The sequence below is a fragment of the Finegoldia sp. BIOML-A1 genome (assembly GCF_009678325.1).
In the GTDB taxonomy this organism is placed as follows: Bacteria; Bacillota; Clostridia; order Tissierellales; family Peptoniphilaceae; genus Finegoldia; species Finegoldia magna.
In genome coordinates this window covers 260,557-285,269 of the sequence record NZ_WKZF01000001.1, presented here as the reverse complement: position 1 = coordinate 285,269, position 24,713 = coordinate 260,557, and the positions used below count along the sequence as shown (strand labels likewise).

Below are 24,713 nucleotides of genomic sequence, written 5' to 3'. Positions count from 1 at the left end.
TCGTTGCAGTTTTTTTATTGTAAATTTACAGTTAAATATTATTATAACGTAAAAAAAACATTGAAAATATGATAAAATAGAAGGTAATATGGAGGAATAATAATTTTGAAAATAATAGTAACTTGCGCATTCGGTTTGGAGAGCTTGGTCAAAAGACAACTTTTGGATATGGGCTATGAGAATTTGAATGTAAACGACGGAAGAATAATGCTTGAAGGCGATGAAAAAGATATCGCAAAATTAAATATAAATTTGAGATGTGCAGACAGAGTTCTAATCGAATTGGGTAATTTTAAGGCTGTATCATTCGAACAACTTTTTAAGGGCGTTGAAAAAATAAATTGGTTGAATATTTTGGAAGCGGATTCTAATTTTATTGTAGAAGGCAGAAGTTACAAATCAAAATTATTTTCTATTAAAGACTGTCAATCGATTACGGAAAAGGCGATTATTAAATCTCTTCAGAAAAAATACAAGGTGGACTGGTTCTCAAAATCCAAGGGGAGATTTAGGATTGAAGTTAGTCTGGTAAAAGATATTTGTTCGATAACTTTGGATACCTCTGGAGACGGACTTCACAAAAGAGGATACAGAGAAGAATCAGTTCTTGCCCCTATAAGAGAAAACTTAGCAGCAGGAATTATCGATTTATCATTTGCTAATAGCGACAGACCTCTTGTGGATTTGTTCTGCGGCAGTGGAACTTTTGCGATAGAAGCTGCGAGAAAATTCAGAAATATTGCACCTGGAATTGATAGAAAATTCGATTTTATTAATTTTAATGATAAATTTAACAATGCATACAAACAAGAGCGTACCAAAGCTTTGGAGAGCATTGATTACGATAAGAAGATAGATATTTTCGCAAGTGATGTAGATGGCTCAGCGATTGAAAAAGCTATTGCAAATGCGGAAAATGCAGGAGTCAGAGAGGATATTAGATTCGTGACGAGGGATTTCAGAAATGTTGTGTTAAATGATAATTACTTCGTTCTAATATCTAACCCACCTTATGGAAAAAGGCTTGGCGAAAGACAAGAAGCCGAGAAGATTTATAAGGATTTGGGAATTAAAATGGCAAAATTCAAGACTGCATCACAATATATAATCACAGATTGCGAAGAGTTTGAGAAATTTTACGGCAAAAAAGCATCTAAAAATAGAAAGATGTACAACGGAAATATGAAGTGTTATTTGTATCAATATTTTGGTCCGAGACCTAAATAGGAGGAGATATCCTTGGAGAAGAAATCAAGTGAAGATGTTAGTGATTTCAAAGGATCTGATTACGAGGTTCTAAATTCTATGAAGGATTTAGTTAGAGTAATAGATAAAGATGGGGTAATAATATTTGCCAATACTAGCATGATAAAATCTATGCCTATCAATCCAATAGGAGTGAATTGCTATTTGGATTATAGTGAAGATTTTCCAAAATGTTTGGCAGATAGGAAATACCGTTTGAACAGCACTATCAAAGAAAAAAGAAAAATAAATGGCGTGGATTATTCCATAACTTCTTCTCCAGTTATGGATAAAGATGGAGAAGTGGTAAGTACTGTCGAGGTTTTCAGAGATATTTCAAAAGAGGTCAAAACTCAGATTGATTTGATTAATGCGAACAAGGACATCAAGGATGAAATCAAATTCGCCAAGCACATTCAAAGCAAAACTTTGCCTAGTAAGGGTGAGCATGTCGGTTTGGATTTGGATTACAGCTATATTTCATCTAGGGATTTGTCAGGAGATATCATCGATTGCATAGATATTGACGAAAGATTTGTAGGAATTTACATCGCAGATGTTGTGGGACATGGGATTGCGGCATCTATTTTGACGATGTTTATCAGACAGACAATGAGGTATTTGGTAAGTAGAATTACAGATTCTAGACCGAAAAGAGTGCTGAAGGATTTGAATACCACATTTACTGAACTTAATTTATCGGTAGACAAATATTTTACGATTTTTTATGGGTTATACGATAGAAAACTCAAAATATTTTCATATGCAAATGCTGGGCACAATGGTATTCCATTTTTGATTTCCAATGATAAATTAGAAGAATTAAAGGTTACAGGTCATCCTATCTCTCCAATGTTTGAAGGAGTTGGGTTTGATCAGAGAGATATATTGGTCTCCAGTGGTGATGAATTAATTATGTACACTGATGGGATAACTGAAACTAGAGGATTTAACAACGAATTTTACGGCGAAGAAAGACTAAAAAGAGATTTAATGAAAGTTCCAGATAGAAGAATTGAATATGTGTTAAACGAGGTGAATTCTTTTAGGTTTTTGGAACAGGATGACGATATTGTTCTAGTGAGTTTGAAGGTTCTATAGGAGGAAATATGTTCAAGCTAGATTTTTCAAATACGACAAGTCATAATTCTGTGGATACTTTGAGAACAGAATCCGTAAATGCTTTAGAAAAGCTTTTAAATAAATCCTGTGAAGGCAAGGAATTCACAGGATGGATTGATTTGCCTAAAAATTACGACAGAGAAGAATTCGAGAGAATTAAAAAATGTGCTAAGAAGATAAGAGAAACGTCTGACTGCTTGGTTGTGATTGGAATCGGTGGTAGTTACATGGGGGCAAAGGCGATTGATTATGCGATGAGCGATTATTTTGAGAAATCGGGCATCGAAATCATCTACGCTGGTTTCCAATTGTCTTCTACGTATTTGGCTGAACTTTTGGAATATTTGAAGGACAAGGATTTTTGTGTAAATGTAATAAGCAAATCGGGAACTACTACAGAGACTGCAATCGCTTTTAGATTTATAAAGGAATTAATGGATGAAAAATACACAAAAGAAGAACAAAAGAGCAGAATTTTCGCCACGACTGATAAACAAAAAGGTGCATTGAAAGAATTGTCTGATATCAATGGTTATGAAACTTTTGTAGTGCCAGATGATATCGGTGGAAGATTTTCCGTTCTAACTTCTGTTGGATTATTGCCACTTTGTGTAAAAGGCTTGGACATTGACAAATTGATGATGGGTGCATCCAATGCAATGAAAGATTTTACAAAACTTGACTATGAGTCAAATTTTGCACTGCAATACGCTTCATTCAGAAATGATATGTATCGCAATGGAAAAGATATAGAGATACTTATTAATTACGAAATGAGATTAAAATATTTTTCTGAATGGTTCAAGCAATTATTCGCAGAATCGGAAGGAAAAAACAACAAGGGAATATTCCCAATGATGTGTAATTTCACGACGGATTTGCATTCAGTAGGTCAAATGATTCAAGATGGACAAAAAAATGTATTTGAAACTGTGATTTCAGTAGAAAATCCACGCAAAGATTTGTATATAAAATCCGATGCTGATAATTTGGATAATCTGAATTATTTGAGCGGTAAATCAGTAGATTATGTGAATAAGATGGCTATGCAAGGAACGCTTAATGCGCACTTGTCGTCAAATGTTGAAAGTGTTGTCGTGAAAATTGATGAGATTAATGAAGAAAATCTAGGATATATGATTTATTTCTTCGAGATGAGTGTTGCGATTTCAGCGCTTGTTTTGGGAGTGAATCCTTTTAATCAACCAGGAGTTGAAGAATACAAGAAGCAAATGTTTAAACTATTAGAAAAGCCGGGTTATTAATATGAAAGAGAATTTTAAAAAAATAATTTTGTACGAGAAAAGTTACGAGGTTTCGAAAATAATATTGGTTTTATTGACATCTGTTTTATTTTTGAAATTTGCTAAGGTAGACCACGTTTTTGTTAAATCGTTTTTTATAACTGTGTTTTCATTCGTGCCAATAATAGGAGCGGGAGTGTATTTTATTCCAGCAATCATTCTTAATTTATTAGAATCAAATACGCTCTATCTAGCGATGTATGCGTGGTTATTTTTGGCATTAATTAGCATTGATAAAATAATTTACAGCGTGTTTTACGATTTGCCATTTGATTACAGCCCAATATTTTATGTTATTATGGGAATGATTTTGTATTTGATATTTGGCAAATACATATTGATGGTGTTTAGTTTGTTTGTTTACGGAATAAACGTGTACAACAATTACAACAAGTACAAGAAAACAAAAGCTTTTTACAACAAAGCTTTGTTCAATTTCATTGATTTGAAACAAATTATTCAAGAAAATTAGAATGCGGAGGAAATTGTGGAAAAATTATTGATTGCAAGAGGAAACGAAGATATCGAACTTCTTTCAAATAAAGTAAATCAACATGGGCTTATCGTAGGAGCGACTGGAAGCGGAAAGACAGTTACATTAAAAGTGTTGTGCGAATATTTCTCAGATTTGGGAGTGCCAACTATTTTGTCAGACGTTAAGGGAGATTTGTCAAACTTAGCATCGGTTGGTGAAATGAACGATAATCTTAAATCTAGACTAGATGAAATGAATATCACTGATTTTAATTTCAAAAACTATCCTGTGAATTTGTGGGATGTTTACGGAGAAGCTGGTCTTCCATTGAGAGTTTCAGTTTCTGAAATGGGTCCGATTTTGTTATCGCAAATTTTGGATTTGAACGATACTCAAGCGGGAATTTTGAATATTGCATTTAGGGTTTCAGATGAGGAAGGGCTATTGTTGTTGGACATAAAAGATTTGCGTTCTATGCTTAATCATTTGTCGGACAACAGGGAAGTTTATTCAAAAAAATACGGAAATATCACAACTCAAAGTATTAGCGCAATCATGAGAAAATTATTGTACATCGAAGATATGGGTGCAGATAAATTCTTGGGAGAACCAAGTTTGGATATAAGAGATTTGATGAAGACAGATTCTGATGGACGCGGATTTGTGAATATAATTTCTTCTGCAAGACTTATTAACGAAAAAAACTTGTATTCGATGTTTTTGTTGTGGCTGTTATCAGAACTTTTCGAATCACTACCAGAAGTTGGCAACCCAGAAATCCCAAAACTTGTGTTCTTCTTTGACGAAGCACATTTGTTATTTGATAATGCAAACAAAATGATAATGGATAAAATAGAACAAGTTGTAAGACTTATTCGTTCAAAAGGCGTGGGAATATTCTTCATCACACAAAACCCACTAGACATTCCAGATTCGATTTCTTCGCAATTAGGAAATAGAATTGTGCATCAATTGAGAGCATTCTCTCCAAAAGAATTGAAGGCTGTGCAAAAAGTTTCTGAAACTTTCAGAGCAAACGAAGATATGAATGTAAAAGATGAAATTGTAAACTTACGAACAGGTGAAGCGTTGATTTCATTTTTGGATGAAAAAGGAGCACCAAGTATAACTAAAAAAGGACTCGTACTTCCACCACATTCATCATTTACGCCACTTTCTAAATCAGACGTGGATTATATTGTGAAAAACTCTGATTTGCATCAAAAATATTCACAATCAATCGACAGAGAATCTGCTTATGAAATATTGCAAAAAAAATTGCAAAATCAAATCAAAGAAGAGCCGGAAAAACAAACTAAGAAATCCAAGAAACAAGAAAAATCTCCGATAGAAGATTTCGCGTCTAAAAGCATTAACTCCATGCTTGGTAGTTTTACAAGACAAATCGGAAGAGATATCGCGCGCGGAATTTTTGGATCAATAAAAAAGAGCATAAAATTTTAAGAAACCTCCCAGATGGGAGGTTTTTAAATGTGCTAAAGATTATTTTATAGTTTTTCGGCGACTAATACTAACGGTCTAGAATTTTCCTTATCGAATTCTGCTTTATTAAATCCACCGTATATTTTTATATTCTCAAAACCATTTTGTTCTAAAAGTGTTACTAATTCATCAGATGTTATCGGAAATAAATTAACGTCGTTTTCAATGGATTTATCACCGGCTGTCATAACTGTGTTAAATCGTATAAAATCACCGCTTCTGAAATATTTTCGTACAAATTCAACTTTTTTGTTTTTGATAGTAGGAAGATTTCCTAAGTAATCATCATCTACTTGTAAAAATGGATAGAAATTAATGATTTGAATTACAAGATTTCCTTTTGTGTCTAACTTGTCGTAGCATTTTTTCAAAAATTCATTTATTTTTTCTGAAGATTCCAAGTGTACCAAAGAATTTCCGATGCAATAAATCAAACCGAAATTATCTCTCAATTTGTCGATATCTAGCATATTCATACATTTAGCATCGATTTTATTTTCATTAATCGCTTTGTTCACAAACTTTTCTTCCAAATCAATCCCCATCACATCAAACCCATCATCTTGAAGTCTTTTCGCAACTTTTCCTGTGGCACACGCAACATCCAAGATTTTGCCTTTAGCATGTTCTTCTAAGAAATTTATTTGCTTGTCATTTGGTTGAAATATATCTTCGTAATTATCTGAAATTGAATCGTAAAATTTACTCATATCATCACCTCTAATGTATTTATACCCAAAAGAATGTTACAATTTTATAAAGTTGTCATAATTTTGTAATAATTTCAAATCCTGTGATATAATTAGATAAATGAGGTGGAAACTTGATACGTAATAATCACGATAGATTTCTAGAAGAAAAAAGAAGACGCGCAGTAAAACGAAGGATTGTGTTTTCTGTATTTCTTCTAGTAATTCTATTTTCAATCATAAAAGTAAAAAACGATAGACAAGAGCATGCAGCTGAACAAAAACAAGCTGAGATAGCTCAGGAGAAAAAAACTTCCGTACAACAAGACTCCAAACCAGAAGAACCAGTGGAAAAAGAGAAAACTGATGAGGAGGTTTTTGAAGAAATCAAAAAAACTGAAAATATTTACCAAAACACATTTAAGAGAAATGAATTGTTGCACAATTTGGAAGTTTACGCTAAGTACAATCCTAATGCAAAATTAGTGATGAAAAACGCTGATGACATTCATCCATCTCTTTTAAAACTTGCTGGTAATAACTACACTGCGGTTAATTTCGTGGCGAAAACAATTGATTCTACAATAAAAAACGACTATTCATATCCAGAAAATGCAAATAATTCAAATGTGCCATTGTATTTGCAGTGGGACAAGAGATGGGGTTATGAAAAATACGGATACGGAATTATAGGTTTTACTGGATGTGGCCCTACAAGTTGCGCTATGGCGATGTCGTATTTGAAAAACGATCCTTCAATCACTCCAGCTAAAATAGCAGAAGAAAGTGATCGCAACGGATATTCGTCATCAGAAGGAACAAGCTGGGGATTTTATCCTTATATCGCAAGAAAATACGGATTGAAAGCTGTGCAAATGGATGCGAATTATAATGTTATAAAAGAGAATATAAAAAAAGGAAATCCGATCCTAATTTCTGTAAGACCTGGTGATTTCACACAAACGGGACATGTTATGGTGATTTCGGGAATAGATTCAAATGGCAATATTATAATTAACGATCCGAATAGTTTTACTAATTCGCAAAAATCATGGAAATATGACAGATTACAACCACAAATCAAAGCGATGTGGGTGTTTAGTAATGGAGTATAAATGAAAAAATACACAAAATACAAAAAAGATCTTGAATATTCTTATACAATGGGACCTTTTCCAACTTATGAACTTATTGAAAATAAGGCTGATATTGTTGAGGAGGTCTTAATTTCTGAGGATTTCAATGACACAGAAAAACTGATAAATATATTGAATGATAAGAAAATTCCTTATACGATTTCAAGTAAACAAATAAACAAAATTTCATTAAAAGATAAGGAATACGTGATTGGAGTTTTCAAAAAGCAAAAATCAAAATTACAAGAAAAAAACCACATAATTTTGGACGGAATAGACAACATGGGAAATCTCGGAACGATTATGAGAAGTATGCTTGCATTTGGATATAAGGATTTGGCTTTGATATCAAATACGTGTGATGTTTACAATCCTAAAGTTGTCCGTGCCAGTATGGGAGCTTTTTTCAAATTGAATATCCAAAGATTTGATAACCTACAAGATTATAAGAAAAATTTCCCGGAAAATAAGATTTATTCGTTTTTGCTAGATGAAAGTTCAGATGAACTTGGCGATGTGAAGTTCGAACAACCATTTAGCTTGGCATTTGGAAATGAAGGGGCAGGGCTTCCAAAAGAATACTACAATGAAAATAAGATTTTCATCAATCAATCTAAGGATGTGGACTCCTTGAATTTACCGATAGCTTGTTCCATTGCAATGTATCAATCGAGGGTGATTTAATGAAGAGAGTATTTGTATTTGATTTGGACGGAACGTTGATAGATTCTATTGAAATGATAAATAATTGTTTCAACTATACCACTAAAAAATTCGGGCTTAAACCTGTAGAAAAGGAAAAATTTAATTATTTTCTTGGAGATGGACCTAAAATTTTGGTGGAAAAATCTTTGAATTATTTAATAGAGCGTGATAATTTGGATGAAGCAGTGATTAATTCGAAATTTTCTAAAATCTACGACAGCTATATTGAGTATTACAACGGATATGACGATAAGAAAACGCAACTGTATCCATACATTAGAGAAAGTTTGGATAAATTAAAAGAAATGGGCGCGCTTGTTTGCGTATGCACGAATAAAACTCTTCCAGCAGCGGAGAAAATTTTGAACAATTTATTTCCAAAAGGCTATTTTGATTATGTGTCTGCACTGGAAGATGAAACCAAAAGAAAGCCTAATCCATTTTTGCTAGAAAAAATCGTGGAAGATTTGGATATTAAAAAAGAAGAGATTGTATATTTTGGAGACACTGATACAGATATTGAGACGTGTAAAAATGCGAGTGTAACAAGTGTCGGTGTTGAGTGGGGATTTAGAGAAAGAGAAGAACTCGTAGAATCGGGAGCAGATTTTGTGATTTCTGATCAAAGAAGGATAGTTGATTTTTATGGAGAATTACCAAAAAATATTGGATAAAACAATTGAAAATCTAGACGGAGGAGAAACACTTCTTCTTCACAGTTGTTGTGGGCCTTGTTCCAGTTATGTTTTGGAATATTTGTCACAGTATTTTAAGATAACTATTTTGTTTTACAACCCAAACATTTCTCCACAATCTGAGTTCGATAAGAGAGTTGTGGAGCAGAAAAAAGTCATCGCAAATACAAAAGCAAAATATCCTATTGATATAATCGTCGACAAATACGATCCAGATGAATTTTACGAAAGAGTTGCTCCTTATAAGGATTTGGGAGAGAAATCACAGCGATGCTATGAGTGCTACGATTTGCGAATCGACAGAACTTTCGACATTGCAGATGAGATGGGTTTTGATTTTGTAACGACGACGTTGTCGGTTAGCCCTCATAAAAACAGCCAATGGATTAATGAAATCGGAGAAAAATTAGAACAAACTCATAAAACTAAATTCTTGCACTCTGATTTCAAAAAGAAAAATGGTTACAAGAGGTCGATTGAATTATCAAAGGAATTTGATTTGTATAGACAAGATTACTGTGGATGCGTTTACAGCAAAAAAGAAGCAGAACAACGACATAATAATGATTGATTGAATCGGTGATTTTTATCGCCGATTTTTCATTTCTAAAATATTTAAAATGAGAATTATATGACAAAATTATTATAAAAATTTGGAATTATAGTATTTGAATCGGCTAAAGTTGTTTGATATAATTAAATAAAGGAGATTTTATGAATTTTGAAAAAAATGTAATGGTTAAGAAATATAACGATGGAGTTATAGAAGAAGTAGAAGATGTTATTCTTAGAGAATTTTTGTTGGATATCAATATTAATTCGAAACCGATTGTTAAACTTTTGTGTATTGAAAAGGATTTACAAGAACTTGTGACGGGATATCTTATCACGGAAAATATTGTAAGGCCAGAAGATATACAAAACGTAGATATAAATATTGATGGAAATATTTGTAATGTTGAGTTGAAAGATATCGATAACACTCCAAGTCATGTGACTACAGAAAGTGGAGATTACAAAAATGTTCCATACAATTTTACAAACAGAAATGAAAAAGTCACTCCGATTGATTGGGATGAAGAAACGTTGTTGAAGATTTCCAATTACAATTTATCGGGATCGCAGTTATTCAAAGAAACTGGCAATGTGCATTCTGTTGTTTTGGCAAAAAATGGAGAAATAATTTGCCAATGTGATGATATCGGTAGATATAACGCTTTTGACAAAGCCGTTGGAACAGCTGTATTGAAAGGCGAAAAATTATCCGATCTGATTGCATTTACATCAGGGAGAATTCCTTCATCAATTGTTCAAAAATGTATCAATTCAGGAATTTCTGTCATAGTTTCTAGAAGTGCACCAACGGATATTTCTTTGGAACTAGCAAGCAAATATAATTTGTCCGTAATCGGCTTTTGTAAACAAAGTCGTTTAAATATTTATAGGGATTTTAGAAAGAAGGATTAGTTATGAAAAAATTAGCGGATTTTTTGTATGCCATTATGGCAGGGGCATTTATTGCTATGGGCGGAGTTGTGTTTTTGAGCCTAGACAATAAAATCGTTGGAGCATTTATGTTCAGTTTGGGACTTTTTGCTGTGTGTACTTTGAAGTATAATTTGTTTACGGGAAAAGTTGGATATCTGTTCTGTAATGATGTGAAAACTTATTTGCCATGGTGCTTGATGGTGTGGGTTGGAAATTTAGTTGGTAGTATTATCGTAGCGGAATTGGTTCGTCTTACAAGAGTTGCCCCAGGAATTATCGAAAAATCCACGAAATTGGTTCAAGTAAAAGCAGACGATACTTTGATTAGTTTGTTTGTTTTGGGTATTTTCTGTAATATTATGGTTGTTCACGCTGTGGATCAATACTTAAACAATCCTCACGAAATTGGAAAATATTTGGGAATTGTAATGAGCATTATGGTATTTATCCTATGCGGATTTGAACACTGTATTGCAGATATGTTTTACATTCAAATGGCAAGAATGTGGAATTCACAAACAATTATCGCTCTAATTGTCATTACTTTGGGTAATGTGTTGGGCGGAATTTTGATTCCAACAATGAGAAAAATCAACACAAAATTAAAGAGTGAATAAGGTTGAATAAATGTTATTACAAGTAGAAAAAGCTAAGGAGATTCTTAGAAAAATACAAAAAAAAGCATCTGATATTGAGGAAATTGATATCGATGATGCTTATAACAGAGTTTTGGCGGAGGATGTGTTGGCGAAGTTCAACAATCCTCCTTATCCAAAAAGTGCAATGGATGGATATGCTGTAAGTAGCAAAGATTTTGACAAATTATCGAAAAAGAAAATTATTGGGACGAATTTTGCAGGTGATTGCAATGACTTTGAATACGAAGAAAATACTTGCGTGAGAATAATGACAGGTGCATTCGTACCACAAGGCTACGATGCAATTGTAAAACAAGAAGACTGCGAAGTAGTTGATGATTTTATTGAAATCAAAAAATCTTACAAGCCTTTTGATTACTACATCAAAGAAGGCGAAGATGTGTCCAAAGGAGATTTGTTAATTCCTAAAAACACGAGGATTTCTTCAGTTGATTTATCGATTTTGGCTTCAAATGGTTATGCAAAAGTTAAAGTTTATAGGAAATTAAAAGTAGCGCTATTGTCGACAGGATCTGAATTGTTGTATCCTGGGGATGATTATACTCCAGGTAAAATCTACAGTTCAACTACTTTTACATTGAAATCTATTCTAAAAAATTCAGGCGTAGAAGTTGTCGAACAAAAAAACTGCATGGATGATGAAAAATCAATTATAAAAGAAATAAAAAACCTAACACAAAAATCAGATATCGTTATAACAACGGGCGGAGTTAGTGTTGGTGACAAAGATTTAATGGAAACCTGCATGAAACAAATCGGAGAAGTTTTGTTTCATAGAATTGCCATGAAGCCTGGAACTCCAGTGATGGCATCAAAAGTAGGTGACACAATTGTGTTGTCGTGTTCTGGAAGTCCGTTTGCAGCTTTTTGTAATTTTGAAGTTTTATTTTGGGATTTGTACAATAAATATTATGGATTAAATGTAAAACAATTTGAAAAAGGAAAAGTTGTAAAAGGCTCGATGAAACCTTCCAAGCTTCAACGATACGTCAGATGTTTTGTAAAAGATTCTGAGATTACGATTTTTGATAAGCACAAGAATTCTATGCTACAAGATTTGACAAATTGTAATGCGCTTTTACTTCAAAAACAAAACGAAAATTTGGAAGTGGGTTCAAGCGTGGATTATATATATTTGGGTGAAATATGAGAGCTTCTGTAGGAATATTGGCTGGCGGAAAAAGTGTGAGAATGGGTCAAGACAAGTTTAATTTGAACTTTTACGGTCACACTTTTATAGAGGAATTAATAGATAGGTTCAAAGATTTTGAAGTAATTGTTTCATCTAATACAGCCGATTATTCTCCAATTAAAACTGTAAAGGACACTTATATTGATGCGGGACCTTTGAGTGGAATATTGGAGATTTTAAAAAATTCTACAAATGAATATGTATTTATAACTTCTTGCGATATGATAAATGTAAAATCTGATTTGGTGGATTTTGCAGCATCTATCGCAAGTTTTTCAGATGAAGCTGTAATTTTTGAAACAGATGGGAGATGCTATCCTACTTGCGGGATTTTTTCGAAAAAAATTATTCCTGTTATAGAAGGAATGCTACAAATTGGAGATTATCGTGTGATGAATTTGGTTAAGAAAATCGATGCGAAATTTGTTAATTTGAAATACACAATTTTTGAGGATGAATTTGTTAATATTAATTATCCAGAGGAATTAAAACAAAATGCGACGCCTTTGATTTGTATCTGCGGCAAAAAAAATAGTGGCAAGACTACTTTTATTAAAAAGCTTGTTGGAGAATTGAAAAATAGGGGTAAAAGCTGCTCGGTAATTAAACACGATGGGCACGATTTTGAGCTTGATTTCAAAGATACTGACACTTTTTATTACAAAGAGTACGGCGCTTGTCAGACCTTGATTTTTAACGATAAATACTTTAAATTAGATGGTAGGAGTAAAAATATTTATGATTTGATCAAATTATTGGACGATGTCGATTTGATTATTATCGAAGGAATGAAGGATTCAGATTTCATTAAATACGAATGTACTCTTACAGATAATTTGGTATGTAGCGATGTAAATAAATACGGAATTATTAGCGACAGAAATTTTACGGGGTATGATAATTTCGATATAAATAATCCATCAGAGTTTACAGACTACATTATTCGAAAATTTAAAATTTAGAAGGTATTTATGGAAAATATTTTGTGCAATATGATAAAAATCAATCGTGGAAATGATGTTTTGGTTTTAGATAAAGTAAAAAAATACGGCTGGGAAGGGTTAACTTTTCCAGGAGGTCATGTCGAAAAGGTAGAATCTATAACTGAATCTGTCATTAGAGAAGCGAAAGAGGAAACTAATTTGGATATTGAAAACATAAAATATGTTGGAATGATTAGCTGGTACGACATTGACAACAACGACAGAATTGTCGGATTTTTGTATGAAACTGATGATTTTTCTGGAGAATTGATAAAGGAAAATATCGAAGGAACGTTGGAATTTATAGATTACCAAGAATTTAAAAACATGGATGGCCATAGCGATTCTATGGGTGAAATTTTCGCTATTTACGACGGGGAATATTCTGAAATCGTGCTTTATTATGAAGATAATAAATGCGTAAAAAAGGAGTGTTATAAATAGTGAGAAAAGCTAAAGGAATGATGTTCGCCATAATATCGGCGTTGATTTTTGGATTTACACCGATTATGGTCAGAGAAACTCTGAGCAATGGAAGTAACGTAATTATGACTTCTTTTTTGAGGGGGTTTTTCGTAATTCCATTTTTGATTATTTCATTGAAAAGCAGAAATGTCAGCCTCAAAGTTACAAACCAAGAATTGAAAAAACTAATTTTGATGTGTAGCATTGGTGGTTGTATCACAATGACAATGCTTTACGCGTCGTATCAATACATTTCCGTTGGGCTTGCAACTTCTATTCATTTTATTTTTCCGACGATTGTAACAGTGTATTCGGTTATGTTCCTAAATGAAAAGATGACGAAATACAAATTCATCTCACTGATCGCATCTATAATCGGAGTTATTTTACTCGCAAATAATGTCGGTGGAAGCAGTAATTTTCCATTGGGAATGTTTTTGGCTGTGGCATCTGGTTGTACTTATTCTTTTTATTTGATTTATATGGATGTATCGGGGCTAAAAAACATGGACAGTGTCAAAGTTACATTTTACAATTGCACAATTAACTCAACGATGCTTTTGATATTTGGACTTATTACTGGAGATTTTACGTTGTCTTTATCAAGATATGCGTGGATAATTGCATTCGTGATTTCGATATTGGTTTCAGTTTTTGGAACGTTATTCATTCAACTTTCCATTGTGAATGCAGGTGTTAGCACGTACACGATTTTTTCGACATTGGAACCAATTACATCTGTAATTTTAGGAATTATTTTATTTAACGAAACTACAGATCCAAGAAGATTGCTTGGCTGTTTTATGATATTTTTGTCGGTGATGATATTGGCAGTTTCAACTAGATTTCAAGAAAGAAAAGCAAAGGGAGCGGTAAAAAATGGATGATGTTGAAAGATTAAAACAAATTGTAGAACAAAGTGACAAAATCGTGTTTTTCGGTGGAGCAGGAGTGTCTACTGCATCTGGAATTCCGGATTTTAGATCTGCAACGGGACTTTACAACAAGAAAAACGACAGCGATTTTTCACCAGAATATATGTTGAGCCACGAATTTTTCGTGACACGTCCCGATTTATTTCAGAATTATGTTTTGGAAAATTTGATTATTGATGGAGTAAAACCAAACAAAGCTCATTTGTCTTTGACGAAATTAGAAAAAGCAAACAAACTTCTTGGCGTTATTACTCAAAATATCGACAGCTTGGACAAAATGGCTGGAACGAAAAATATCGCTGAAATTCACGGCAATTTGAGAGATTATTACTGTGTGAATTGTGGTGCAAAATACGATTTGGATTATTACAAACAAAACAGACCTTGCAAATGTGAAAAATGTGGAGGTGTTGTGCGTCCAGATGTTACATTGTACGGAGAAGTTCCACCACAAAGTGAATTTGCAAAAGCAATCAATTGGATAAATAAAGCAGACACTATGATTGTAGCTGGAAGTTCACTTGTCGTGTATCCTGCGAGTGGGCTTATAAATTATTTTAGAGGAGATAATTTGATACTGATTAATCGAGATCGTACAAGCTACGACAATATGGCAAATATCGTCATTCACGACGATATCGCAAAAACTTTAGAATATGTGACGAGGGATATTGATGAAAGATAAAATAAAAAATTATTTGCAAAAAGTGTACGGAGTGGATTTTTTGTCGAAAACTATGATAATAGTCGCTCTGATACTTTCTTTGATTAATTTAAAATTTAAAAATAGAGTTATAGAAGTCATTACGATGATTTTGATTATGTATTTTGGGATTTTCAGAGTTTTTTCTGTTAATAAATATCAAAGAATGGTTGAAAATCAAAAATTCGCGAAGGCTGTAAAGCCTATGACGGATTTTTTTGAAAAATATAAAATCAGAGCTTTAAATTCCAAGGACAAGAAGTACATTAAATGTCCAAACTGCAAGAAAGAAATGAAAATTCCAAGAAATAAAGGAAAAATCAAAGTAACTTGCCCTCATTGTGGACATAAATTTGTGAAGAAAAGTTAATAAAAAATCTGTGAATCTATTATTGAGCTAGTCGCTTGATAATAGATTTTTTTGTGTTTTTATTTGATGAATTATTCGTTTAAAAGTAATAATTTGGGTTAATAATGTATAATTGGCTAAAATTTCATGAGTTTATGTATATAAATTACATATAATTGACCGCGTGAACAATAAATGTTATCATTAAAAAAATAATTAGGAGGAGCAAACGATGATAAAAATCATATCAGATTCAGCTTGCGATTTAAAAAAAGCCTATACGGAACAAAATAACATAGGAATTGTTCCATTTAATATAATCATAAACGAAGATACATCACTTAAAGATAAAATTGAAATCCAATCAGAAGAATTATTGGAGATGATGAAAAACGATTCGCAATTTTTTGCAAAAACTTCACAGCCAAGCCCGGACGATTACAAAATAGAATTCGAAAAGGCGGCAAAACAAGGCAGTGACATAATATGTTTTACGATAACATCTGAACTGAGTGGATCGTACCAATCAGCAGAGATTGCCAAGAAAATTATTCAAGAACAGTACGACGTGGACATCAGAATTGTTGATAGTTTATCGGCATCTCTTGGACAGGGGATTTTAATTAAAAAAGCCGTGGAAATGATTCAGCAAAATAAATCGTTGGATGAGATAGAAGATTATGTAAATAAAATCAAATTGACTGGTAAGATTTTCTTATTAGTGGATACTTTAAAATATCTTGAAAAAGGTGGAAGAATTAGTAAATCCAAGAGATTAATCGGGAATGCACTGAGCCTAAAACCTATTTTGAAATTAGAAAATGGAAAATTAGACATAGTGGATAAAGTTATTGGCAAAAAAAGAGCTATAAAACATTTGATGAAATTGGTTAGCACAGAGAAAAATAATGCAGCCAAAGGCTATGAGTATTTCGTGGTACACGCAGATTCCAAACAAGAAGCTAGTGAAATCTATGATGAATTAAAGACTGAAAATAATTTGCCTTTCGATATAGAAACAATATCTCCGGTTTTAGTTTGCCATTCGGGAAATGGAAGCATTGCTGTTGGGATTGTAAACACTGAAGCTTAATCTAAAATAATATATAGAAAATTAAAATAAATGATAGTGCGTTTTAACTAACGCATTATTTTTTTGCGTTTAAATAGGGATTTTATTAACTGCGATTTAATTTAATTAAAAAAAGTTTTTTGTTTCACGAACATTTCATAAAACTATCGTAATATAATATCAGATCACACGAGACCGTGTTATCTAAAAATGAACTTAGATATTTTATGGAGGAAATTATGAGAAAAAATGTTTTAAAAGGAACAACTTTGCTACTAGCTTTGTGTTTTAGCGTTGGAGCAGTTGGATGCCAAAAATCTAGTGGAAATACGGGAAAAGAAACTAAAGTGGTAAGTCCAAAAGAAGCGGGAATGAAGGACGATAAAACGCAAGAAAATGAAAAATTCAAACCTTCTGATTATTCATTAAAACCAAAAGATGAATTTGTATATGAGTTTTTGGGATTGAAGTTCAAGCTTTCAGAACAAGTTAAAAAAGATATGACGAACAAGAAGATTGCGATGCTGGATGAACAAAGCCCTATCGACAAAGAATTGAAATACGCGATGCTTACTTTCAGTAAATTGACAGAAGAACAAAAAAATGCAGTAGTGGATAAGATGGGTGATGGATACGAAAAGTGGCAAAAAGAACTTGAAAGAGTTGGTACTATCGGAATGTTTGAAAAAAACATGTCCGAAGCTGAGATTGCTAAAATCACAAAATGTGACAATCATAAGAAAATCGGAAAATCAAAAGATGGTAAGTTCACTTACTACATAAGCACAAAAGGCAAAATGAATGAGGGCTTTGCAAAAGAATTTGCTAATACTCAAATTGATATTATAGACAAAAAACCACGTCCTGAAAATGGATTTGTATTATCTGAAAAAACTGATTTGGAAAATACAGAAGCATTCGACAAAAAATCTGTTAAGGGTTTGAACAATTTATCCACAAAAGACATCAATGGCAAAGATTTCTCAAGCAAAGATTTTTCAAAATACGACCTTACAATGGTAAATGTGTTTGCCACTTGGTGTAGTGCTTGTGTGAATGAAATTCCTGATTTGAGTGAAGTTCAAAAAGAAATGAAGAACAAAGGTGTAAATATTGTAGGAGTTGTCACAGATACTGTGGACGATAATGGTACTAATAATGAAGCATTGAAAAAGGCAAAACTAATTCAAGAAAAAACAAAAGCTTCATATCCATTTTTAATGCCAGACAAATCAAACTTCAACGGCAGATTAAACGGAATACAAGCAATGCCAGAAACTTTCTTTGTCGATAAAAATGGAAATATTGTAGGAGAAACTTATTCTGGTGCAAAATCAAAAGAAGAATGGAAACAAGTTATCGAAAAAGAATTAGCTAATTTGAAAAACAAATAAAATTAGGTGATTTAAATGTACAAAAAATTTATTCATAGCCGTATATTTTCAGTTACGATTTTATTTCTGTCTGTTGGGATGATTTATTACGGTTACAACAACGGCGAAGTAAAAGTTGTGTTGGATAAGGCTATAAGAATTTGCATGGAGTGTATTGGAATTGGATAAGATTAAAAATTTATTAAGCTTTGGAACGAAGAAAAACAGATATAAAATAATGGATAATTTCAGACACGCTTTCCAATCGCTGTGGTTTTTGATTACAAATTCTTATGTAGAAGGTTTTAAAACCGGAAAGATTTACGGTGGAAACCTCAAGAAAATTTGCGTTCCGGGGATGAATTGTTATTCTTGCCCCGGAGCCAAAGGCTCTTGCCCGATTGGTTCATTGCAAGCTGTAATTGGAAACTCTAATTTTAAGTTTAGCTATTACATAGTAGGATTTTTGTTTTTCATTGGAGCTTTGATGGGAAGATTTGTGTGTGGATGGTTGTGTCCGTTTGGATTGATTCAAGATTTGTTATACAAAATCCCTTTTTTCAAAAAGATAAAAACTTTTAAATACGATAAACATTTGAGAAAATTAAAATATTTTATTTTGCTAATTTTTGTAATTATTTTGCCGATGTTTGTGGTGGATATTTTGGGACAAGGCTCTCCGTATTTTTGCAAACTGATTTGTCCGGTAGGAATGCTAGAGGGAGGAATTCCTCTCGTATTACTCAACAAAAGTATGAGAGGAGCGATCGGATTTTTGTATTATTGGAAGGGAACTATTCTGATACTTACGATTTTACTTTCAATAATGATTTACAGACCTTTCTGCAAATATGTTTGTCCTTTGGGTGCAATTTATTCATTTTTCAATCCGATTTCTATTTTTAAATATAGATTGGACAAAGACAAATGTATTAGTTGTGGAAGATGCAAGAAAGTTTGCCAAATGAACGTGGATCCTACGAAAAACTGCAATCATAAGGAATGTATTAGATGTGCAAGATGCAAAAATGCCTGCCCTGTTGATGCGATAAGCTGTGGAATAAGAGATAAAAATTAATACTCAAAATCATTTATAGAAAATTTCAATAAATGAATCTTGGAATTTGTAGTGTCTGTATGATACAATGTTATAGAAAAGATTTTTAGGAGGAATTTATAGTGAAAAAACTTTTATTAACATTAGCTTTAGTATCAGCTTTAACTGTTACTGGATGTTCAAATAATTCAGATAAACCAGCTGACAATAATACTAAAACAGAAGAAAATGCTGAAAAACCAGCAGAAAAGACTGAAGAAAAAACTGAAGAAAAAACTGAAGAAAAAGCAGCCATAAAAGAAATGAAAGGCGCTGATCTTGAAGCTATCGAACAAGATAAAAAGAAAAAAGAAACTGTATTGGTTGTTGACGTTAGAAGCAAAGAAGAATACGACCAAGGTCACGTTAAATGGGCTATCAATATGCCAATTGACACTTTCGAACAAGAAGTTTCTAAGTTAGATGCTTACAAAGATAAAGCTGTAATCACAGTTTGCAACACAGGAAAGAAAAGCCAAAAAGCTGCTGAAATTTTAGTAAATAACGGATTCAAAGATGTTACAAACGCAGAAGGCGTTAAGAAATTTGAATACAAATTAGTTAAATTCGCTAACATTTTACCAGAAGATTTAGTAAAAGCATCTGAAGATACTAATAACGTAATAGTTGATGTTAGAGATAAAAAAGATTATGATGCAGGTCATATCAAAAATGCAATTAACATTCCATTAGATGAAGCAGATGCAAGATTATCAGAAATTCCTACAGATAAACCAGTTTACACTTATTGCTATTCTGGAAATAAATCTGGTCAATTAGCACAAAAATTAATCGACAGAGGAAACAAAGACGTATTCAACTCTTTAGATGGAACTAAAGAACACGACTACGAATTAGTAAAATAGTTTTTAAAATTAATGCGGCTCAGAATATGGGCCGCTTTTTTTACAGGAGATTGAATGAACGCAGTAATTTTAATGACTAAAATTCCAAATAAAAATTCTAAAACAAGATTATCTACAATTTTATCTGAAGAACAAAGGATAATGATGAGTAATAATTTGATAGAAAAAAACTTAAATGCTATCAAAAACTACAAAGTTTTTTTGTCTCTAACTCCAGATGAATTATTTGACGATTACACGAAAAATTCTCCTTATGAATGTATCAGACAAATAGGAAATGATATTGGTGAGAGAATGAACAATTCTATAAAAGAAGTTTTGTCACTTGGCTATTCCAAGGTGGTTTTAATTGGCTCAGATATAATTGATTTTGATGGTGAGATTTTCGAAGAAGCTTTTGATAAATTAGAAAATAACGATGTAGTATTCAGTCCAACTGAAGACGGCGGTTATAGTCTGATTGGAATGAAAAAAGCGCACGACGTGTTGTTTGAAAACAAAAAATATTCTAATCCAAACGTAGAAAACGATTTGGAAAATAGTTTAATTAAAAATAATTTGTCGTATTATAAATTGAAAGAAACCCACGATATTGACACAGATATTGATTTTGTAAGATACATATCCCAATCTGAAAATGTGAAATTACTTGGTAAAGGAGAGTACAATTCGAATTATTTGATTGATGATGATTATTTGATAAGAATTGCGCGTGGATCACAAATGCATTTGGATAATCAAATTGAATACGAGTATAATGCGCTCAAGTTTTTAGAAAAATCAAATGTAACTGCCAAGGTTTACGATTTGAAAAAGGATAAATTATCAGGGATTTCTTATCTTACGGAAGAATATTTAATAGGAAGGGATTTGGATTATCATACTGATTTAAAAATCGCAGCATATTTGCTTTCACAAATCCACTCATTAGATGTTATTGGACAAGATTTTATAAAAGCAGGCAGTCCTTTTAATATGATGTTCGACGAATTTACACAGATGTTTTCTCATTATCAAAAATGGGATAAGAAAAACAATGCAACTGAAGAAAAGATTTCAAATATGCTAAAATACATCAAAAATTTAGGACTTGATTCTACACTTGAAAATCCATGTCTTATCAACACTGAACTCAACAATAAAAATTTTATAATTGATGAAAAATCTTACGTTATAGACTGGGAAAAGCCAATTATAGGAGAGCGTGAACAAGATTTGGCGCACTTTTTGGCACCGACTACGACTTTTTGGAAAACGGATGTAATTTTTGACAACGACATAATGGATGATTTCTTAGATGAATACGACAAATTATCAAAAACAAAAGTTGATAGAAAAAAATTCGTAAAATATTTGTTGTTCACATGTCTCAGAGGAATAACTTGGTGCTCAATGGCATACACTCAATATGTTGATGAAAACAGGGATAATGGATTTACTTTTGAGAAGATAAAAGCGTATTTGTCGGATGAATTTTTAGATAATATATGGGAGTTTATAAAAGCGAATGATTTCAGTAATAGTGCCAGTGTATAATGAATCTGACAAAATCGATAGGTTTATCGACCACCTGGATGTTTTTGATGATGAGTTTGAGGTGGTTTTCAGCGTAAGTGGAGATGACGACACGTTTGAAAAAATCAGAGACAGAGGATATAATCCAATTAGAAGCATCAAGGGTCGTGGCAATCAAATTATAAATGGAATTGCAAAATCAACAGGGAAAATAATTCTGATTCTTCACGCGGATACTTTCTTCAAAGAAAATCCAAAAGAAGAAATCAAATCAATTTTACAAAATTATAAAATGGGTTGTTTCAGTATTTCGTTTGTTCCAAAACAGTTCATAATGAAGATTGTCGCATTTAATTCTAGTAATCGTGTCAGACACAGAAACATCGCATTCGGAGATCAGGGAATGTTTTTCACGAGAGCGTTTTACGATGAGATGGGTGGATTCAAAAATATTGATTTAATGGAAGATTACGATTTTTCGATTAGAGTAAAGGAAAAAGGATACAAAATTTTTCTTTCAAAAATGAAGATATATTCTTCATCGCGTAGATTTCAGAAAAATGGGCCTTTTAGAACTATGTGGATGATGCAGAAATGTCAACATATGTATCGCAAGGGGGAAAGCGTAGATGATATCAAACAAAAGTACAAATGATTACTTACAAGAAGTAAAAGATAAGTGTATTGATTGTGGTAAATGCACAAAATGTTGTCCGTTTTTGACTAAATACAAGATTAATTTAAAAGATTTTGCAGACAGACAAGACTTGGCTTTTTCTTGTTTCTTGTGTCAAAAATGTGAGGCAGTGTGTCCAGTTGATTTGGATGGAAAAAAGATTTCACTTATTCACAGAAAAGCAAATCCAAAGTTCGAATCAGTTAAAAAACAAAAAGAAAATTATTTCTTCAAAAACAAATCCGATAGAAAAACAAAAGATTTGTTGTATCTGGGATGTAATTTTCCAGCATTTTATCCGGATACTACAAAGTATTTAATGGAATTGTTCAACAAAGAAGGATTTGATTATTCAATAGATTGTTGCAATCTTCCAAGTGATTATACGGGATTTGAAAATAATTACATGGAAAGATTGGAAAAAGAACTCAAAGACAAACAAGTGGAAAGAATTGTGTGCGTGTGTCCAAACTGTTTCCACAAATTCTACAAAAATTTGTCGGTAGAAGTCATCACGATTTTTAAATGGCTTGAAGAAAGAAATATGATTCAAGACATCGACGAGGAAGTAAATGTGTTCTTCCCATGTTCTGACAGATACAATCATATAATATTTGAAGAAATCAAGAGACATATTAAAGGATTCAACAATAAATACATAAGCACAAACTGCTGTGGAGCAGGTGGAATTGCAGGCAAAAGCGAAAAAGACATCGCAACACAAATGCAAAACTCCATTAAAAATGAAAAAATGTATACTTATTGTGCGACTTGTTCATCCAAGTTTGTGGCAAATAATGAAGTGCACCATTTTGTAAGTACAATGGTTGGTATAGATGAAAAATGCGATCCAAGCTTTTTCAAAAATGCATTAAAAGGAAAATTTAGGGGGAGAAAATGAGATTCGAAGACAGAATTCCAGAAAAATTTAAGAAAACTGGAGATATCACAACACTACAATTAAACATTACTGAAAAATGTAATTTGCGTTGTAAACACTGCCACGTTATGAAAAACAGCGAAAACTTAGAAATGTCCAAGGAAACTATGGAAGATTGCTTGAAGTTTTTGGATAACCACAAGATGAAAACTGTGGATATTACAGGGGGAGAACCAACAACACATCCAGAAATTGTGTGGTTTATAAAAGAATGTTTGAAAAGAGTAGAAGAACTTATTATTAGAACAAACGCAACAGATATCGAAAAAAACAAAGAATTAATGGATTTATTTGATAAAGAAAAAATCAAAATTGTCGTATCTCTTCCCTGCTACACACAAGACAATGTAGATAGCCAAAGAGGAGATGGCGTATACGACAAAGTCATAGCTAACTTGAAGAAGCTTAACGAAATTGGCTATGGAACTGAAAAAGAATTGGATTTAGTTTATAATCCACTTGGTGGATTCTTGCCACCAGAACAATCCAATCTTCAATCAGATTATGAACGCGAATTGAAAAAGAAGGATGTTGTGTTTAATAATTTGTTCACTATTACAAATATGCCTATTGGATATTTCAAAGATTTTTTAATTGAAAAAGGCGAATACGAAGATTACATGAAATTGTTGGAAGATAATTACAATGAAGAAACTTGTGAAAATATAATGTGCAGATTCCAAATTTCTGTAGATAGTTTGGGAAATCTTCACGATTGCGACTTCCACTTAGCAGAAAAAGTCCCAATGAAAGACTACACAAACATCAAAGATTTAATCGATGTGAAGGATTTGTCCAGAGAAATTGTGTGGAAAGATTACTGCTACGGATGTACTGCAGGTAGTGGATCAAGTTGTGGAGGTGCATTGGATGAGTAAATTAACTAACGAAGAAATTTGGCAACAATTTACAGAAGGCATAGATTGTGCGCAAGTAGTTTTGAGATATTTCGCAGATGATTTGGGAGTGGACAAGGAACTTGTTACAAAAATCGCATCACCATTTACAGGTGGAATGTACAAAGGAATGACTTGTGGAGCAGTAACTGGTGCCTACATGGTTTTAGGAATCAAATACGGACATTCAAAGCCGAATGAAGGCGAAAAGAAAGTTGAATTAGTAAAAAAAATGTTCGAATTCGATACCAAATTCAAAGAAAAACAATCTACGATAATTTGTGAAGAAATATTGGGAGATAATATAGCAGAAAATCTTGAAAAAATCGAACAAGAAAACACGATGCAAAGAAAATGTCCACAAGCTGTGAACGATGCAATAGATATATTAGAGGAAATGTTTGAAGAAAAATAAAATGAGAGCTGTCTACTTCGGTAGGCAGCTTTTTGAGTGTGGATTTAAAAATCCTAATGCTAAGAATATCATACGGAAAAAATTGGCTTGATTTCAAATCGGAAAAATCCGGCTAAAATCGCACTGTTTGAGCGATAGCGAGTTTGCGATTTTAGGATTTTGAGATTTAGAAATCTACAATTTTTGTAGTCTAGATATTCGAGCATTAGATTTTTA

The 24,713-nt window shown here is 32.6% G+C and carries 28 protein-coding genes; 27 read left to right on the top strand and 1 reads right to left on the bottom strand.

Going from position 1 to position 24,713, the window contains the following annotated elements; genetic code table 11:
• Positions 1-105: 105 nt before the first annotated feature.
• The 5 genes from GKG00_RS01355 to GKG00_RS01335 are packed head-to-tail and all read left to right on the top strand — an operon-like array spanning position 106 to position 5,610.
• The gene (locus tag GKG00_RS01355; protein ID WP_154253879.1) at positions 106-1,227 is read left to right on the top strand and encodes a class I SAM-dependent RNA methyltransferase; all 1,122 of its coding nucleotides are present in this window, start codon (positions 106-108) and stop codon (positions 1,225-1,227) included.
• A gap of 12 nt (positions 1,228-1,239) precedes the next feature.
• The gene (locus GKG00_RS01350) at positions 1,240-2,346 is read left to right on the top strand and encodes a PP2C family protein-serine/threonine phosphatase (RefSeq protein ID WP_154253878.1); all 1,107 of its coding nucleotides are present in this window, start codon (positions 1,240-1,242) and stop codon (positions 2,344-2,346) included.
• Between the two features lie 8 nt (positions 2,347-2,354).
• Complete coding sequence (locus GKG00_RS01345) at positions 2,355-3,632, top strand: glucose-6-phosphate isomerase (protein ID WP_154253876.1); 1,278 nt, start codon at positions 2,355-2,357, stop codon at positions 3,630-3,632.
• 1 nt (position 3,633) lies between these two features.
• A complete protein-coding gene (locus GKG00_RS01340) occupies positions 3,634-4,143 on the top strand; it encodes a hypothetical protein (protein ID WP_154253875.1) in 510 nt (169 codons plus the stop codon).
• 15 nt (positions 4,144-4,158) lie between these two features.
• Complete coding sequence (locus GKG00_RS01335; protein WP_346962821.1) at positions 4,159-5,610, top strand: helicase HerA-like domain-containing protein; 1,452 nt, start codon at positions 4,159-4,161, stop codon at positions 5,608-5,610.
• Positions 5,611-5,654: 44 nt separating this feature from the next.
• Here the strand turns inward: GKG00_RS01335 and GKG00_RS01330 are convergent, their stop codons facing one another.
• Positions 5,655-6,359: a class I SAM-dependent methyltransferase gene (locus GKG00_RS01330; protein WP_094207562.1), complete on the bottom strand. Its 705-nt coding sequence runs from the start codon at positions 6,357-6,359 to the stop codon at positions 5,655-5,657.
• 113 nt (positions 6,360-6,472) lie between these two features.
• Here GKG00_RS01330 and GKG00_RS01325 point away from each other — a divergent pair, with 113 nt between their 5' ends.
• From GKG00_RS01325 to GKG00_RS01225, 22 genes are all read left to right on the top strand, one after another.
• Positions 6,473-7,453: a C39 family peptidase gene (locus GKG00_RS01325; RefSeq protein WP_094205246.1), complete on the top strand. Its 981-nt coding sequence runs from the start codon at positions 6,473-6,475 to the stop codon at positions 7,451-7,453.
• Positions 7,454-8,158 carry a TrmH family RNA methyltransferase gene (locus GKG00_RS01320; protein ID WP_154253874.1) on the top strand — a complete coding sequence of 235 codons (705 nt, stop codon included), beginning with the start codon at positions 7,454-7,456 and terminating at the stop codon, positions 8,156-8,158.
• Complete coding sequence (locus GKG00_RS01315) at positions 8,158-8,853, top strand: HAD family hydrolase (protein WP_154253872.1); 696 nt, start codon at positions 8,158-8,160, stop codon at positions 8,851-8,853. Before GKG00_RS01320 ends, GKG00_RS01315 begins: the two co-directional genes overlap by 1 nt.
• Positions 8,846-9,445 carry an epoxyqueuosine reductase QueH gene (locus GKG00_RS01310; RefSeq protein WP_241673630.1) on the top strand — a complete coding sequence of 200 codons (600 nt, stop codon included), beginning with the start codon at positions 8,846-8,848 and terminating at the stop codon, positions 9,443-9,445. Before GKG00_RS01315 ends, GKG00_RS01310 begins: the two co-directional genes overlap by 8 nt.
• A gap of 143 nt (positions 9,446-9,588) precedes the next feature.
• A complete protein-coding gene (gene fdhD, locus GKG00_RS01305; protein ID WP_094205249.1) occupies positions 9,589-10,341 on the top strand; it encodes a formate dehydrogenase accessory sulfurtransferase FdhD in 753 nt (250 codons plus the stop codon).
• A 2-nt stretch (positions 10,342-10,343) separates the two neighbouring features.
• Positions 10,344-10,979: a formate/nitrite transporter family protein gene (locus GKG00_RS01300; RefSeq protein ID WP_002835617.1), complete on the top strand. Its 636-nt coding sequence runs from the start codon at positions 10,344-10,346 to the stop codon at positions 10,977-10,979.
• A gap of 10 nt (positions 10,980-10,989) precedes the next feature.
• Positions 10,990-12,171 carry a molybdopterin molybdotransferase MoeA gene (locus GKG00_RS01295; protein ID WP_154253868.1) on the top strand — a complete coding sequence of 394 codons (1,182 nt, stop codon included), beginning with the start codon at positions 10,990-10,992 and terminating at the stop codon, positions 12,169-12,171.
• On the top strand, positions 12,168-13,175 hold the full coding sequence (gene mobB / locus GKG00_RS01290; protein WP_154253866.1) for a molybdopterin-guanine dinucleotide biosynthesis protein B: 1,008 nt from the start codon (positions 12,168-12,170) through the stop codon (positions 13,173-13,175). Before GKG00_RS01295 ends, mobB begins: the two co-directional genes overlap by 4 nt.
• 9 nt (positions 13,176-13,184) lie before the next feature.
• Positions 13,185-13,640 (top strand): NUDIX domain-containing protein, encoded by a 456-nt coding sequence (locus tag GKG00_RS01285; RefSeq protein ID WP_154253864.1) that lies wholly within the window; start codon positions 13,185-13,187, stop codon positions 13,638-13,640.
• Complete coding sequence (locus GKG00_RS01280; RefSeq protein WP_346962820.1) at positions 13,640-14,548, top strand: DMT family transporter; 909 nt, start codon at positions 13,640-13,642, stop codon at positions 14,546-14,548. Before GKG00_RS01285 ends, GKG00_RS01280 begins: the two co-directional genes overlap by 1 nt.
• On the top strand, positions 14,541-15,281 hold the full coding sequence (locus GKG00_RS01275; protein WP_154253862.1) for an NAD-dependent protein deacylase: 741 nt from the start codon (positions 14,541-14,543) through the stop codon (positions 15,279-15,281). Before GKG00_RS01280 ends, GKG00_RS01275 begins: the two co-directional genes overlap by 8 nt.
• Positions 15,271-15,669, top strand: coding sequence for a hypothetical protein (locus GKG00_RS01270; protein ID WP_154253860.1), 399 nt, complete (start codon positions 15,271-15,273; stop codon positions 15,667-15,669). Before GKG00_RS01275 ends, GKG00_RS01270 begins: the two co-directional genes overlap by 11 nt.
• A gap of 211 nt (positions 15,670-15,880) precedes the next feature.
• Complete coding sequence (locus tag GKG00_RS01265) at positions 15,881-16,741, top strand: DegV family protein (protein ID WP_154253858.1); 861 nt, start codon at positions 15,881-15,883, stop codon at positions 16,739-16,741.
• A gap of 218 nt (positions 16,742-16,959) precedes the next feature.
• Positions 16,960-18,114, top strand: coding sequence for a TlpA disulfide reductase family protein (locus GKG00_RS01260; RefSeq protein WP_154253856.1), 1,155 nt, complete (start codon positions 16,960-16,962; stop codon positions 18,112-18,114).
• A gap of 15 nt (positions 18,115-18,129) precedes the next feature.
• Entirely contained in the window at positions 18,130-18,282 is a 153-nt protein-coding gene (locus GKG00_RS08860) for a CD1871A family CXXC motif-containing protein (protein WP_002835608.1), read from the top strand.
• On the top strand, positions 18,275-19,171 hold the full coding sequence (locus tag GKG00_RS01255) for a 4Fe-4S binding protein (RefSeq protein ID WP_154253853.1): 897 nt from the start codon (positions 18,275-18,277) through the stop codon (positions 19,169-19,171). The genes GKG00_RS08860 and GKG00_RS01255 overlap by 8 nt, the downstream gene beginning before the upstream one ends.
• Positions 19,172-19,272: 101 nt before the next feature.
• Positions 19,273-20,055, top strand: a complete 783-nt coding sequence (locus GKG00_RS01250; protein ID WP_172976406.1) for a rhodanese-like domain-containing protein — start codon at positions 19,273-19,275, stop codon at positions 20,053-20,055.
• Positions 20,056-20,109: 54 nt separating this feature from the next.
• Positions 20,110-21,591 carry a TIGR04282 family arsenosugar biosynthesis glycosyltransferase gene (locus tag GKG00_RS01245; RefSeq protein ID WP_154253851.1) on the top strand — a complete coding sequence of 494 codons (1,482 nt, stop codon included), beginning with the start codon at positions 20,110-20,112 and terminating at the stop codon, positions 21,589-21,591.
• On the top strand, positions 21,563-22,225 hold the full coding sequence (locus tag GKG00_RS01240) for a TIGR04283 family arsenosugar biosynthesis glycosyltransferase (protein WP_154253849.1): 663 nt from the start codon (positions 21,563-21,565) through the stop codon (positions 22,223-22,225). Before GKG00_RS01245 ends, GKG00_RS01240 begins: the two co-directional genes overlap by 29 nt.
• Positions 22,200-23,147, top strand: coding sequence for a (Fe-S)-binding protein (locus GKG00_RS01235; protein ID WP_154253847.1), 948 nt, complete (start codon positions 22,200-22,202; stop codon positions 23,145-23,147). The genes GKG00_RS01240 and GKG00_RS01235 overlap by 26 nt, the downstream gene beginning before the upstream one ends.
• Positions 23,144-24,064, top strand: a complete 921-nt coding sequence (gene arsS / locus GKG00_RS01230; RefSeq protein ID WP_154253845.1) for an arsenosugar biosynthesis radical SAM (seleno)protein ArsS — start codon at positions 23,144-23,146, stop codon at positions 24,062-24,064. The genes GKG00_RS01235 and arsS overlap by 4 nt, the downstream gene beginning before the upstream one ends.
• Positions 24,057-24,497 carry a C-GCAxxG-C-C family protein gene (locus tag GKG00_RS01225; protein WP_094204092.1) on the top strand — a complete coding sequence of 147 codons (441 nt, stop codon included), beginning with the start codon at positions 24,057-24,059 and terminating at the stop codon, positions 24,495-24,497. Before arsS ends, GKG00_RS01225 begins: the two co-directional genes overlap by 8 nt.
• Positions 24,498-24,713: the final 216 nt, after the last annotated feature.

What these genes read in the sequence shown, in the direction of transcription:
- GKG00_RS01320 (WP_154253874.1), top strand. Translation starts at nt 7,454, where the DNA reads ATGAAAAAATACACAAAATACAAAAAAGATCTTGAATATTCTTATACA.
- GKG00_RS01295 (WP_154253868.1), top strand. Translation starts at nt 10,990, where the DNA reads ATGTTATTACAAGTAGAAAAAGCTAAGGAGATTCTTAGAAAAATACAA.
- GKG00_RS01265 (WP_154253858.1), top strand. Translation starts at nt 15,881, where the DNA reads ATGATAAAAATCATATCAGATTCAGCTTGCGATTTAAAAAAAGCCTAT.
- GKG00_RS01330 (WP_094207562.1), bottom strand. Translation starts at nt 6,359, where the DNA reads ATGAGTAAATTTTACGATTCAATTTCAGATAATTACGAAGATATATTT.
- GKG00_RS01240 (WP_154253849.1), top strand. Translation starts at nt 21,563, where the DNA reads ATGATTTCAGTAATAGTGCCAGTGTATAATGAATCTGACAAAATCGAT.
- mobB (WP_154253866.1), top strand. Translation starts at nt 12,168, where the DNA reads ATGAGAGCTTCTGTAGGAATATTGGCTGGCGGAAAAAGTGTGAGAATG.
- GKG00_RS08860 (WP_002835608.1), top strand. Translation starts at nt 18,130, where the DNA reads ATGTACAAAAAATTTATTCATAGCCGTATATTTTCAGTTACGATTTTA.
- GKG00_RS01235 (WP_154253847.1), top strand. Translation starts at nt 22,200, where the DNA reads ATGATATCAAACAAAAGTACAAATGATTACTTACAAGAAGTAAAAGAT.
- GKG00_RS01285 (WP_154253864.1), top strand. Translation starts at nt 13,185, where the DNA reads ATGGAAAATATTTTGTGCAATATGATAAAAATCAATCGTGGAAATGAT.
- GKG00_RS01300 (WP_002835617.1), top strand. Translation starts at nt 10,344, where the DNA reads ATGAAAAAATTAGCGGATTTTTTGTATGCCATTATGGCAGGGGCATTT.
- GKG00_RS01225 (WP_094204092.1), top strand. Translation starts at nt 24,057, where the DNA reads ATGAGTAAATTAACTAACGAAGAAATTTGGCAACAATTTACAGAAGGC.
- GKG00_RS01260 (WP_154253856.1), top strand. Translation starts at nt 16,960, where the DNA reads ATGAGAAAAAATGTTTTAAAAGGAACAACTTTGCTACTAGCTTTGTGT.
- GKG00_RS01315 (WP_154253872.1), top strand. Translation starts at nt 8,158, where the DNA reads ATGAAGAGAGTATTTGTATTTGATTTGGACGGAACGTTGATAGATTCT.
- fdhD (WP_094205249.1), top strand. Translation starts at nt 9,589, where the DNA reads ATGAATTTTGAAAAAAATGTAATGGTTAAGAAATATAACGATGGAGTT.
- GKG00_RS01345 (WP_154253876.1), top strand. Translation starts at nt 2,355, where the DNA reads ATGTTCAAGCTAGATTTTTCAAATACGACAAGTCATAATTCTGTGGAT.
- GKG00_RS01275 (WP_154253862.1), top strand. Translation starts at nt 14,541, where the DNA reads ATGGATGATGTTGAAAGATTAAAACAAATTGTAGAACAAAGTGACAAA.
- GKG00_RS01340 (WP_154253875.1), top strand. Translation starts at nt 3,634, where the DNA reads ATGAAAGAGAATTTTAAAAAAATAATTTTGTACGAGAAAAGTTACGAG.
- GKG00_RS01245 (WP_154253851.1), top strand. Translation starts at nt 20,110, where the DNA reads ATGAACGCAGTAATTTTAATGACTAAAATTCCAAATAAAAATTCTAAA.
- arsS (WP_154253845.1), top strand. Translation starts at nt 23,144, where the DNA reads ATGAGATTCGAAGACAGAATTCCAGAAAAATTTAAGAAAACTGGAGAT.
- GKG00_RS01270 (WP_154253860.1), top strand. Translation starts at nt 15,271, where the DNA reads ATGAAAGATAAAATAAAAAATTATTTGCAAAAAGTGTACGGAGTGGAT.